The organism is Micromonospora sp. SL4-19, assembly GCF_047921475.1.
GTDB lineage: Bacteria > Actinomycetota > Actinomycetes > Mycobacteriales > Micromonosporaceae > Micromonospora.
This window is the reverse complement of sequence record NZ_JBLROB010000041.1, coordinates 19,028-32,065: the sequence shown is the minus strand read 5'-3', so window position 1 is coordinate 32,065 and position 13,038 is coordinate 19,028. Positions and strand designations below refer to the sequence as shown.

General features: G+C 69.4%; 9 protein-coding genes. 5 read left to right on the top strand and 4 right to left on the bottom strand.

Annotated elements, in window-relative coordinates; all coding sequences use genetic code 11:
• The first annotated feature begins 2 nt into the window (after positions 1-2).
• The 4 genes from ACNAVT_RS29245 (at position 3) to ACNAVT_RS29230 (ending at position 6,580) form a co-directional block, all read left to right on the top strand.
• Positions 3-800, top strand: a complete 798-nt coding sequence (locus tag ACNAVT_RS29245; protein ID WP_416300913.1) for a glycosyltransferase family 2 protein — start codon at positions 3-5, stop codon at positions 798-800.
• A gap of 47 nt (positions 801-847) precedes the next feature.
• On the top strand, positions 848-2,077 hold the full coding sequence (locus ACNAVT_RS29240; RefSeq protein WP_416300911.1) for a hypothetical protein: 1,230 nt from the start codon (positions 848-850) through the stop codon (positions 2,075-2,077).
• A 432-nt stretch (positions 2,078-2,509) separates the two neighbouring features.
• Positions 2,510-5,464 (top strand): DUF4082 domain-containing protein, encoded by a 2,955-nt coding sequence (locus tag ACNAVT_RS29235; protein WP_416300910.1) that lies wholly within the window; start codon positions 2,510-2,512, stop codon positions 5,462-5,464.
• A gap of 87 nt (positions 5,465-5,551) precedes the next feature.
• On the top strand, positions 5,552-6,580 hold the full coding sequence (locus ACNAVT_RS29230; protein ID WP_416300908.1) for a glycosyltransferase family 2 protein: 1,029 nt from the start codon (positions 5,552-5,554) through the stop codon (positions 6,578-6,580).
• A 26-nt stretch (positions 6,581-6,606) separates the two neighbouring features.
• Here the strand turns inward: ACNAVT_RS29230 and ACNAVT_RS29225 are convergent, their stop codons facing one another.
• The 4 genes from ACNAVT_RS29225 to ACNAVT_RS29210 form a co-directional block, all read right to left on the bottom strand.
• Entirely contained in the window at positions 6,607-7,734 is a 1,128-nt protein-coding gene (locus ACNAVT_RS29225) for a biotin/lipoyl-containing protein (RefSeq protein ID WP_416300906.1), read from the bottom strand.
• 23 nt (positions 7,735-7,757) lie between these two features.
• A complete protein-coding gene (locus tag ACNAVT_RS29220) occupies positions 7,758-9,167 on the bottom strand; it encodes an RNA-guided endonuclease TnpB family protein (RefSeq protein WP_416300905.1) in 1,410 nt (469 codons plus the stop codon).
• Positions 9,168-9,414: 247 nt separating this feature from the next.
• On the bottom strand, positions 9,415-10,425 hold the full coding sequence (locus ACNAVT_RS29215) for an alpha-ketoacid dehydrogenase subunit beta (RefSeq protein ID WP_416300903.1): 1,011 nt from the start codon (positions 10,423-10,425) through the stop codon (positions 9,415-9,417).
• Positions 10,422-11,264 (bottom strand): thiamine pyrophosphate-dependent dehydrogenase E1 component subunit alpha, encoded by an 843-nt coding sequence (locus tag ACNAVT_RS29210; RefSeq protein WP_416300901.1) that lies wholly within the window; start codon positions 11,262-11,264, stop codon positions 10,422-10,424. The genes ACNAVT_RS29215 and ACNAVT_RS29210 overlap by 4 nt, the downstream gene beginning before the upstream one ends.
• Positions 11,265-11,868: 604 nt before the next feature.
• On the opposite strand from ACNAVT_RS29210, the gene ACNAVT_RS29205 reads away from it, so the two are divergent.
• The gene (locus ACNAVT_RS29205) at positions 11,869-12,990 is read left to right on the top strand and encodes a DegT/DnrJ/EryC1/StrS family aminotransferase (RefSeq protein WP_416300900.1); all 1,122 of its coding nucleotides are present in this window, start codon (positions 11,869-11,871) and stop codon (positions 12,988-12,990) included.
• The last annotated feature ends 48 nt before the right edge of the window (positions 12,991-13,038 follow it).

Below are 13,038 nucleotides of genomic sequence, written 5' to 3'. Positions count from 1 at the left end.
TGATGGGTTGGGTGAAGCGGCGCCTCCGCGCGAGGTTCGGCTGGCTGCCGCTGGAGGAGTTGCGCAACAAGGTACTGCTGGGTCACACCGCGGTCGGGCTCCACCGGTTCGAGCGGGCTGAGGCGGCGCGGCTCCTGGCCACGTTGCCCGGCGGCGTCAAGCCCAAGGCCCTGGTGGCGACGGTGATCCTGACCTACCGGAGGCCGGACGTGTTGCGGCGGGCGGTCGAGTCGGTGCTGGCGCAGACGGTGACCGACCAGGTCGTCATCGTCGTCGACGACGGCGGCGGGCAGATTCCCGAGCTGCCGGCCGATCCACGCCTGCATGTGGTGAGCCAGCGGCGCAACATCAACGTGCCCGGGGTGAGCCGCAACATCGGCATCCGCCTGGCCGACTCGCAGTTCGTCGCGTTCCTGGACGACGACAACCTCTGGCACCCGCACCACCTGGAGACCACACTCGCCCGGCTGCAGGGCGCGGACTCCCCGCGGCCGGACGCGGTCTACACAGCGATGCGCCGGGTCACGCCGGAAGGCCTCCAACATGATGTCCTCTCCGTGCCGTTCGATCGGAAGCTGGCCTGGGAACGGTGCTTTCTCGATCCGAACCCGTTGGTGGCCAGGCGCACGCCCGAGCTGATGTTCAGCCGGCTGCGCCGCAACACCTCGGTGGCCCCGAAAGAGGACTGGGAGCTCATCTACCGGTTGAGCCGGCGGCACCGGGTGGAGCACATCCCCGAACCGACGGTCGACTACGTGATCAACCCGAAGAGCTACTGGACGCCCTGGAAACTGACCTGAGTCCAGGGTCGGCGCCGCATCCCAGGCCCGGAAGGAAGTCAGAGTTGATGCCCGCAGCCTTGCCCAACACGTCCCGTCGTCGGAGGCGCTGGCCGATCCTGGTCGCCACAGGCGCGTTGCTGGTGGGCGCCGCCCTGATCGTCGCGGCGCTGGGCACCGGCGCGGCTGACCCGACGGGTTGTGCGGGCCCGGCGGAGTGCCGCGTCGACGCCGCCGCAGAGGGGGACGCTGGCGCGCCGGCCGGCACCGCGGGGGCCACCCCGGCCCCGACCACCACCGCGGGCGCGACTCCCGCGCCGGCCGCAGCCGCAGCGACACCCGCCGCGGCGCGGGCCGCCGATGCCACCGGCGGTGGCCGCTACCCGGCGCGGTTCGCGGTCGGCGCACCCGGTGTCGAGCGCTACCGGCAGTCGGACGCCCAGCTGCCGGTGCCGCCCGGCTTCCGGGTGTACGAACCGCACAACCAGGCCAGCAAGGAGTGGGACCTGTACAAGTGCGACGGCACCGTCAATCTCGACCGGATCTACTTCCGCGCCTTCATCTACGTCGGCACGGACTGCCACGGCACTGTGAACATCACGAACTCGATCATCGCTCCTCCGCCGGGCTCGGCCAACCGGGCCATCCTGGTCAACGCCAACCCGTCCGGGCGCCTCACGCTCAACATCAGGAACACGACCATCCGGCCGGAGCCGGTCGGTAGCGGGCAGCAGAACGCCGCCCTGACCGACCACGCGATCAACGACTGTGCCACCTGCACCATTCGGCTCAGCGGCGTTGACGTGGCGAACACCGGGGGCATGTGCCTGTGCGGTGCCAACGTCACCATCGAGCGGAGTTGGCTGCACGACAACTACATCGCCCACCTGGCCGACCCGTCCCAGGCGCACACCGGAGGCGTTTTCCCGTACGGGGGCAGTGGGCCGGTGACAATCAGCAACAGCCGGCTCGAGCCGGGGGTCGACGCCTTCACCGGAAAGGAGGTGCCGGGGTACTGGAAGGCGATAACCGCGGTCCTGTTCACGCAGAGTCAGGGCGACTCCACATTGCGCAATTACCTGGTGCGAGACAGCTTCATCTCCCTCGGCGCGTACGGCCTATACGCGCAGGACGGAATCGGCCTGCGGCTGCGCGACAACGTCTTCGGTCCGACGCACTGGGGGCACACCAGCCAATGCGGGTCGGACTGCAAGGTCACATATACCGAATGGTCGAACAACGTCGCGGGCGCGATCGACGGCACGCCCACCGGTGAGGCGGTGCCCCAACCGTCCTGACCGGACACCGCCGGTCGGCGGCGCGCGTCAAGCCGAATGGCTGTGCGGCGCGGAACGATCGTCCGCCGGCACTCGGCGACGTACTGTCCGATCGGTGTTGCAACCGACACGTGCAGAGCTGGTATCTCCATGCCGCTTACGTACGCTCAGTAGCGTCCAGCGGCCATTCTTGAGAAGCGGGCGATCGGTATGAGGCATCGAGTGTTTCGGGCCGCGGTAGTGGCGGCCACGGGAGCAGCACTGGTGCTGATTCCCGCATCAGCGAGGTCTGCCGCGTCCGATCCGTGCGGCGCCGGCTCCAACCCCATCGTCTGCGAAAACTCCAAACCGGGCACACCCCAGGAGGACTGGTTCGGCGACAGTGCCTGGGGGGATGTCGAGGGATTCGCCACCCAGACGAGCGTGCAACCGGGCGAGACACTCCGGTTGAAGGTGCAGTCGCCGACGACGTTCAACGTCGGCATCTACCGGCTCGGTTACTACGGCGGTGACGGCGCTCGCCGGATGCCGACCTCGCCGACGAGCAGCTTCCCCGCCCGGACCCAGCCGGACTGTCGCCACGACGCCGGCACCGGGCTGGTGGACTGTGGCAACTGGACGGCCAACGCGACCTGGGCCGTGCCGTCGGATGCCGTCTCCGGCGTCTACCTGGCGACGCTCGAGCAGCCGGACGGCGCCGGCTTCGCCCAGGTCCCGTTCGTCGTCGCCAAGGATTCGTACCAGTCCGACATCCTGGTGCAGACCTCGGACCAGACCTGGCAGGCGTACAACGACTGGGGCGGCCAGGACTTCTACGGCGGTGGCGGGCCGGCGTACGACGGCCGGGCCTACAAGGTCAGCTACAACCGCCCCATGCGCATCGCCGGCGACAACGGCATCCTCTCGGCGGAATACCCGATGATCTACTGGCTGGAGCGCAACGGGTACGACGTCAGCTACGCGTCGAGCATCGACGTGAGCACCAAGCCGGCCATCCTGCGCAACCACAAGGTCTTCATGTCCTCCGGCCATGACGAGTACTGGAACCAGGCCCAGTGGGACAACGTGGTCGCCGCCCGCAAGGCCGGCGTCAACCTCGCCTTCTTCAGCGGCAACGAGCTGTTCTGGCGTACCCGGCTGGAGCCCTCCATCGCAGATGGAGGGGCCAACCGCACCCTTGTCTGCTACAAGATGACGAAGATGCGGCAGAATCCGCCGAACGGGATCGCGGACCCGAGCGGGCAGTGGACCGGCACCTGGGTCGACTCCGCGGGCGCTGGCTCCGGAGGCGCCACCCCGCCCAATCAGCTCACCGGGACGATCTTCACGGTGAACGGCTACCGCAACGACGCGATCACCGTTCCCGCCGCGTACCGGAATCTCCGCCTGTGGCGGAACATCCCGTCCATCAAGAACCTGACAGCCGGGCAGGTGGCGACGTTCCCGGTCGGCACCCTCGGCTACGAGTGGGACTCCGACGTCGAGAACGCGGTCCGCCCGCCGGGCGCCGTGGCGTTCTCGTCGACGACGCTGGCCATCACGGACGGCACCCTGCTGCTCGACGAGGGAAACAACTACGGGAACGGCACCGCCACGCACAGCCTCGTGGCCTACCGCGACCAGTCCTCCGGTGCGCTGGTCTTCGGCGCCGGGACGGTGCAGTGGTCGTGGGGGCTCAGCAGCCTGCACACCGTGCTGCCCAGCACCGAGGACCAGCGGATGCAGCAGGCGACTGTCAACCTGCTCGCAGACATGGGCGCCCAACCGCTGACCCGGCAGGCCAACCTCGTCGCCGCTACCAAGTCCACCGACACCACCGGGCCGACGGTGACCATCACCGCGCCGGCAGCAAACGCCACCCTGCCCGTCCTCACGCCGGTGACCCTCACCGGGACCGCGACGGAGGTCGGCGGCGGCGAGCTCGGGCGGGTGGAGGTCTCCACGGATGGCGGCCAGACCTGGGCGGCGGCCACCGGGCAGGCGAGCTGGTCCTACACCTGGACACCGAGCGTGCAGGGCTCCGTACAGATCAAGGTGCGGGCTTCGGACGACAGTCTCAACATCGGGACGGTCGCGACGAGGAGCGTGACCGTCGGGCCGCAGCAGTGTCCCTGCGCGGCCTACCCGCCGACCGCAGTGCCGACCAACGTCGACTCGTTCGATCCCTCACCCAACGAACTCGGGGTGAAGTTCCGGGCCGGCGCGCCGAGTGTGGTCAAGGGCATCAAGTTCTACAAGGCCAGCACCAACACGGGCACCCACGTCGGCAAGCTGTGGACCGCGAGCGGTCACCTGCTCGCCTCCGGGACGTTCACCAACGAGACGGCGAGCGGCTGGCAGACCTTGACCTTCGCCAACCCGGTGCCGGTCGCCGCCAACACCACCTACGTGGCGTCCTACTACACGCCCACCGGCCACTACTCGTACACCAGCAACTACTTCGCCGACCAGGGCGCGGGGCTGACGGCCGTCCGACTGTTGCAGTCGGGGGTGGACGGGTCGAACGGCGTCTACCGGTACGGATCCGGCGGTGGCTTCCCGAACCTCAGCTGGAACAACACCAACTACTGGGTCGACGTGGTCATCGACACGGTGGGGGCGGAAACCGAACCGGCGACGATCACATCGACGACGCCCGCGCCCAATGCGTCCGGCGTCGCCCGCAACGCCACGCCGAGCGCGACCTTCAGCCACAACGTCGACCCGGATTCCATCGAGTACTCGCTCACCTCGAGCGCCGGCCCCGTCGCGGCGAGCTTCCGGTACGACAACACCACGCGCCGGATGACCATCCAGCCGCACAACGCCCTGACCCCGTCGACCGCCTACACCGTGTCTGTCCGGGCGACCGACGCCTGGGGCAACGTCATGCCGGCGCCGTACACCTGGACGTTCACGACCGGTACGTCGGTCAGCTGCCCCTGCTCGGTGTGGAACGACTCGGTGGTGCCGGCGATACCGAGCGCCGCGGAGGCGAACTCGGTCGAGCTGGGCATGCGGTTCTCGTCGGCGCTCGACGGTTATGTGACGGGGGTGCGGTTCTACAAGGGCAGCACCAACACCGGCACGCACACTGGGACGCTCTGGTCGAACACCGGCACCCAACTCGCCACCGGAACTTTCACTGGCGAGAGCAGCAGCGGCTGGCAGAGCATGACCTTCGACCACCCGGTTGCGATCACCGCCAACACACCGTACGTCATCTCGTACCACACCGATGTGGGCTTCTACGCCTACACCGCGAACCACTTCAGCCAACCGACCGTGTCCTATCCGCTGACGGCGCTTGCCGACTCGCCCAGCGGCGGCAACGGACTGTTCCGGACCGGCCCGGGCGTCGCGTTCCCGACGGGCACCTGGAATTCGGGCAACTACTGGGTTGATGTGATTTTCACGACAACCCCGTGACGGCCTCAGGGCTCGCACCGGCCGGTGCGAGCCCTGAGGTGCGGGGGCGGACGAGCCAACGGAAGGGTGCCAGTGAGCAGGGTCAGCGTGGTCATTCCGTGCTACAAGTACGGGGACTATCTCCGGGCATGCGTGAGCAGCGTGCTCGACAACCAGCCCGGCGTGGACGTACGGGTGCTCATCATCGACGACGCCTCGCCTGACGACTCGGCGGAGAAGGCGCGTGCCGTCGCGGCGGCGGACCCGCGGGTCGAAGTCTGGGTCCACGAGACGAACCGCGGCCACATCGCCACCTACAACGAGGGCCTGCTGGAATGGGCGGACGGCGACTACACCGTCCTGCTCTCCGCCGACGACCTGTTGACGCCGGGAGCCCTGACCCGGGCGGCGGCCGTACTGGACGCCAACCCGGACGTCGGCTTCGTCTACGGGCACCCGGTGCACTTCACCCATCCCGGTCCGCCGCCGCCAGCCAGGACGGGGAACGGGGGCCACACGATCTGGCCGGGGCACTGGTGGCTGCAGCGGCGCTTCCGTGAGGCCACCGGGTGCATCACCTCGCCGGAGGTGGTGGTCCGCACCGACCTGCAGCGCAAGGTCGGCGGCTACGACCCCGAGCTGCCCGCGGCCGGCGACATCGAGATGTGGATGCGCCTGGCCGCGCACGCCGACGTCGGGTACGTCCGCGCCGACCAGGCGTACTACCGGTTGCACGGCAGGAACATGTCGCAGACCGACCACGCCAGCTACCTCAACGACCTGCGCGAGCGGCGGGCCGCCTACGACGCGGTCCTCAGCAAGTGCGCTCCGCTGCTGCCCGACGCCGACCGGCTCGGCGCGATGGTGCGCCGCCGCCTCGCCCGCTACGCCCTGTGGCGCGCGGCGCGCGCCTACGACCGAGGCCGCACGGCGAGCGTGCCCGAGGACGAGCTGGTCGCCTTCGCCGCAGACTGCTGGCCGGAGTACCGCGCGCTGCCGGAGTACCGGGGCCTGCGTCTCCGGAAGCGGATCGGGCCGAAGGTCATGCCGTACCTTCAGCCGCTGGTGCTCACCGCGGTCGCCGCCAAGGGCCGGGAGTGGCTCTGGTGGCAGTCATGGAAGCGGCGTGGCATCTGAGGGACCACCCCGCGGCCCGGGCGGTGCTACCGTCCGGGCCGCCGCAGCGGTACCACCGTCGTCGTGACGACCTTCGTCTTGACGGCGTGCTCGGCCGGAACCGATCGGACGATGACCGCGCCGGAGGCGACCACCACGCCGTCACCCAGGACGACGTTCGGCTCGAGGAAGATGCCGGTGCCGAGCCGCACCCGGTCGCCCATCGTCACCTTGCCCGACGAGACGCACGACGGGCCGGTGGCGTTGTCGGAGCCGATCCGGCTGTGGTGGTCGAACGAGGTGTAGGCGGACAGGAAGTTGTTATCTCCCATCCGGACTCCGGTGCCGAGATGCACGAAGGCGCAGATGATGTTTCCCTGCCCGAGGACCACGTCGGTGGCGATCTTCGCGGTGGGATCGATAGCGTTCGCCAAGGGGATGCCGGCCGCGGCGCACGTCTCCCGGAAACGCTGCCGGGTCTCCACGGAGGTGCCGATCGCGATGATGGCGGCGTCGTACGCACCCTCGGCGAAGAGCGCGGCCAGCCGGTCCGTTGCGCCGACGATCGGTACGCCGTGCACGTCCGCACCCCACCGCTGCGGGTCGTCGTCGACGATGGCCACGGCCCGCTGCTGCGTGGAGCCGGCCAGGATGTCGAGCACCTGGGTGGCACCCAACGCCCCGCCGACGAGCAGGATGCGCTGGACGCCGGGCTCGGCCGTCAGCGGCGCCGGGAGGGAGCCGTAGTCGACGCCGCCCGCACAGGCGGCCGCCTCAACGTCCTTGACGGTGATCAGCCGTCCCGGCTGGAGGGCCGCCAGGTCCACGCCGAGTTCCTCGGCCCGCCGCACGGCCTTGACGCTCGCTCGGACGGGTGCCGGCGCCGCAGCCACGGCCGCCGCCCGCGCCTCGCGTTCCCGCACGTACTCGGCAAGGTCGGCTGACGTCTCGAAGAGCATGGCGATCGGCTCGGAGAGGGGGACCTCCTGCAGCTGCTCGGCCAGGTGCAGGACGATGCCGGCCTCGGGAGCGACCACCTCGAGCACCGCCTTGCTGGTCTCGATCTCGGCGAGCAGGGTGTCCGCTTCCACCTTCGCCCCGTCGTCGACGAACCAGGCCACGAGCATCCCGTGATCGCTGTTGACGTCGCTGGTCGGTACGATTACCGGCTTCACACTCTCTGCTTCCTACTAGTTGCTCACGCTGAGCGGTTCGGATGGTTCGCTCTCCGCTTGGCCTTGTTGGCCGGGCTGGAGTCCTGGACCGGCAGTCTGGTCCGGTGGCGATCGGTCCGGTCCTGCAGGATCTGCTTCACCTTGTGATACGGGGTGTGCAGGGCGATGTCGGGGTCGCCGGCTCGGTGCAGGATGTTGATCGCGGCGTTCACGTCGGCCTGCCACACCACCCCGCACCAGGTGCAGTGAAACCGGTCCCCGCTACGGCGGCCGAACCGTCCGCAGCGGTGACAGGTTTGTGAGGTGTAGGCGGCGTTGACGGGAACGAGCGCAGAACCTCTGCGCTCCGACACGTTTTTGAGGGCCTCGGCGGTGACTCCTTTGGTCCACGCGGCGAGACGCCGGTTGACGTTCTTACCGAGCGGCTTGCGGCCGGTGAAGCGTTTGGTGAGGTCCTCGGCGATCACGGTGGCTGCCTTGTCCACGACCTCGTGCACGGCGGTAAAAATCTCCGTCCGCACCCGCGCCCGATGCCGGGCCGCCTGCCGATCCCGCTTCACCTTCCCGAGATTGTTGACCTTGATCCGGTGCGCCTTCGCACGGTCACCACTCAGGGCGGCGTTGTTGGCGATCGACCGCAGCTTCGCCCGCCGCCGGTTGCGTTCCTTCAACCGGTCCGACTCGGCGGTCAGCAGCTCGCCGAGCCGTTCACCGTGGGACTGGCCGTCGGAGTCGGTCAGGGCTTCGGTGTAGCCCTTGTCCACCCCGACCGTCGCCTCGCCGCACGGCCGCTGCGACGACCGCATCTGCGCCGCGTCGATCTGGTAGTGCACCTCCACCCGGCCGCCCCGCAAGATCAACCGCAGCGTCCCCGTCGGCGCGACCGTCGTGGACAGCGGAATCCGGACCATCCTGCGGCGTTGCAGGCCGGGAACGGCCAGCCACAATCTGCCGCACCCGTCGGTGACGGTGTTGTGCTGGTCGGCGCGTACCACGATCTGATCGTGCGTGCGATTGCGGCCACGTTTCCAGTGCTGGCGCATCTGCCGGGCCAGGAACGGATCCTGCGTCCACTGGTCGGCCTTCAACGCGTCGAACATCCGCCTCAGCGCGATTGGATCGTCGGTGCGCCGGCCGATCGCCCGGCGCACCTCGACCTTGGCCGCCTCCCGGTTCGCGGAGATGTTAGCTATGGCGTCGCGGACGGTTTCCTTCCACGCGTTTGCCAACACACCGAACCGTGTGTGGGTGTCATCCGCCAACCACCGGTCCCGCACCTGCCGGTCCCGCAGCCCGGACCCGACACCGCCAACCGAGCCGTAACGCTGCCACACCTCACTACGAACCCGACCCAGCCGGCGAGCCTGCTCGGCCAACGCGGCGTACTTGCCCGGGTTCAGCTGGGCCGAGTACGCAATCCGGGTGACCTTCACCGGCCATCCCCCACGGTCAGGGCCGTCCCTGGGACTTCCTTCTCATAGCCCTGCCGACCATCTAGCCGAGAAGAGAGCGCGCGCCTAACCGCCTGTAGGTCCTCCACCAACCGACGCACCGTGCTCACCGAGTGGCCCACCCGCACGGCAAACTTCCGATCCGATACATGCTGCCCACCGCAGCCGACTGTAGACGGCTCTAGAAAGGAAACAACCACTAGTCGTTCCTCCTATTGGATCGTCGGGCTCAGGCGGCCGCGGCGCGCAGAGCCGCCTCGATCTGGCCCTCGCCGACCAGGATCCGACTCTCCTTGGCCTTGGACGACGGGATGACGGTGGGCTCGCTGGCCACCACGTCGACGGGGGAACGCAGCTCGCGGAACAGCCGGCGGGAGATGGTCGCGGCCGCCTCGGTGCCCCACGACCAACCGCCGCTGCCCTCCTCCACGGTGACCAGCCGCCCCGTCACGCCGACCGAGCGCTCGACCGGTGCCCAGTCCATCGGAGCGAGCTGAGCCGGGATCAGCAGCTCCGCGAAGATCTCCTCCTCGACAGCGAGGCGGTCGATCACCTTCGCGGCGAGCATGGCCTGGTATCCGTAGGCCAGGACGGTCACCGTGCACTCCTCGCGCGGCACCGCGGAGAGACACACCGTCGGCAGCATGCCGGGGCTGGCGTCGTGTGCGGCCAGCAGGTCTCCCACCCGCCCGTTCTCGGGCACGGTCAGGTGCTGTGGGTAGAGCAGTTTGTGCTCGACGTAGAGGACCGGGCTGTCCTGGGAGAGGAACTCGTCGAAGACCGTCCGCGGGTCGTGCACCAGGGACGCGGCGACCACCCGCAGATGGGGTATGCCGAGGAAGTGCTTCTCCAGGCTCTGGCTGTGCGTCGGACCGTATCCGCGGTGACCGCCGGAGGGGGCGCGCACGACCACCGGGCAGCTCGCCTGGCCGGCGTACATCGCCTGGTACTTGGCGATGTGGTTGACGACCTGATCGAAGACGAGGGTGAGAAAGTCACCGAACATGATCTCGGCGATGGGCCGGTAGCCGGCCAGCGCCAGCCCCGCGGAGATCCCGGCGATCGCGCCCTCGCTGATCGGCATCGTGCGGACCCGGTCCGGGAAGGCGGTGGAGAGCCCCCGGGTGACCTTGAACGCCCCGCCGTAGGGGTCGGCGATGTCCTCGCCGAGCACGAGCACCCGGGGGTCGGTGGTGAGGCAGGTGTGCAGCGTCTCGTTCAGTTCCTTCGAGAAGATCACGGCAGCGCCCTCGCCGTCGCCACCACCTGCGCCAGCGCGGCCTCCACCTCGCCGTCGATGGCCCGCCGCTCGTCGTCGTCGAGCCGTCGGCCGTGGACCAGCAACGGCTCGACCGCCCATCGTGCGGCGATCTCCTCGGCGGGGCGCTCGTCGTCGCTCTTCGAGTGGTGGCACAGCCGGTAGGTGTGAATCAGCAGAACACGGGGACCGCTGCCGCCGCGTACCGCGTGGACCTCCGCACCGGCGGCCTCGCGCAGTTCCATCACGTCGGTGCTGTCGACCTCGCGTACCGGGATGCCGAAGGCCTCGAACCTGCCCGGCATGCTGCCCGCCAGGTTGACCCCGATCGGTGTGCTCTGCGCCCACCGGTTGTCCTCGCACACCACGAGGAGCGGCAGCCGCCAGAGCGCAGCGATGTTCAACGTCTCGTAGAGCAACCCCTCGCCCAGGGTGCCGTCGCCGATGAACACGACGCTCACCCGGCGGGTGCCGTCCAGTTGGGCGGCGAGGGCGATCCCGGCGGCGGCCGGCACGATGCCGCCCTGGACACCATTGGACTTGAACCCGGGGGCGCAGATGTGCTGGCTGCCGCCGATGCCGCGGCAGACACCGGCTTCCTTGCCCATGATCTCGGCGAGCAGCCCCAGGGCGTCGCCGGTGCGGGCGAGGTAGTGACCGTGGCAGCGGTGGTTGCTGAAGACGTGGTCCTCCTCGACCAGGTGCTCCATTACCGCGACCGCGTCGGCCTCCTGGCCGATACACGCGTGTGTCGTGCCATTCAGGACGCCCTCTTCAAACAGTGCGAGCAGCGTCTCCTCGAAACGGCGGATAAAGCGCATGCGCCGGTAGAGGCGAAGGTCATCCGATTCGCCGGGCAATCCGGTGAGCCGTTCGTCACTGGGACGCGGGGCGTACGGGGAGGCGCTTCCATCAGCACCGGCCACCGGCCAGAGATCAGGTGCGGCGACATTCACGCCGCGCCATGTGGTTGCCGTCGACACAGTCTGCCTTCCTTTTCCAGCACTGCACGCACCTCGTGGTCCGCAATGACCCGGGCCCGCCGCGGCCACGTTACCGGGCATCATCCTGCCGGCAGGAGAAACCTTTATCCATCACGTTCCGACATGGATCGGGGGAATCCGACTGAATGGACAGGGGCCCGTGACCGTGCGGCGGCTTCGCCGCGTCGCCGTCGCTTGGCACACTAACCGAGTAGGTACGACGTGAGGGCATGACGAGAATGGTTCTGCCGGATACCCGTCACATCCGCCCGTCGAATACCCACCTTGGGTACGTTGCCTGCCAGGTTTCGGCGGTGCCGCACCGCCACCGGCACCGATCGTTCGCCGACCGGGGGCTGTGCGCCGTCCGGCCACCGTTGGTTCCGCCCAGGTCGGTGATCGACCCTGCTCGCCGCACTCGCGGCAGATGGAGTAGCGCCAGATGATTCCACTCGTCGACCTGCGGGCCGCCCATGCCGAAGTGGCCGAGGAGGTCAGCATCGGCTTCAAGCGCGTCATCGAGAACACCGCGTTCGTCGGCGGCGACGAGGTCGCGGCGTTCGAGCGGGAGTTCGCCGCGTTCTCCGGCGTCCGGCACTGCGTCGGCGTCGCCAACGGCACGGACGCGGTCGAGCTGGCGCTGCGGGCGGCCGGGGTGCGATCCGGCGACGAGGTGGTGCTCCCGGCCAACACCTTCGTCGCGACCGCCGAGGCGGTGGCCCGCATCGGCGCGCGCGTGGTCCTGGTCGACATCGACCCGGCCACCTACCTGATCGACGCCGACGCCGCCCTGGCCGCCGTCGGCCCGGCGACCCGAGCGGTGGTTCCCGTCCACCTCTACGGGCAGCTCGCTCCGGTGGAGCGGCTCCGTGTCGGACTCGCCGGCCAGCACGTCGCGATCGTGGAGGACGCCGCGCAGTGCCAGGGCGCCACCCGCGCCGGCGCCGGCGCCGGCGCCGGCGCCGGCGGCATCGCGGCCACCAGCTTCTATCCCGGCAAGAACCTGGGAGCGTATGGCGATGCCGGGGCGGTGCTGACTGACGACGCGGGGCTCGCCACGGTGGTACGCACGCTGGGCAGCCACGGTGGTCTGGTCAAGTACATCCACGAGATGGTCGGGGTCAACAGCCGGCTCGACGCGCTGCAGGCAGTGGTGCTGAGGGCGAAGCTGATCCGCCTGGCCGCGTGGAACGAGGCCCGCCGTGCCGCCGCCGCACGCTATGACGAACTGCTCGCGCCCCTCGACGTGGCGCGTCCGGTGGTCCTCGCCGGAAACGAGCACGTGTGGCACCTCTACGTGGTGCGGATCCCCGGGGGAGCCGGGCGCCGCGACGAGGTCCTGCGGCGGCTGAACGAGGCCGGTGTCGGCGCCGGCGTCCACTACCCCTACCCGATCCATCTGACCCCGGCGTTCGCGGACCTCCCGTACCGCCCGGGCAGCTTCCCGCACGCCGAGCGGGCCGCGGCGGAGATCCTGTCGCTGCCGCTGTTCCCGCAGATCACGGCCGACCAGCAGGCAGCCGTCGCGCACGCGCTGGCGGCGGCGCTGCGGTCGGTGGCGTAGCTCGACGCCCAGCCATGTACGTGTCGGTCCGGGACAACCCGGGCGCGG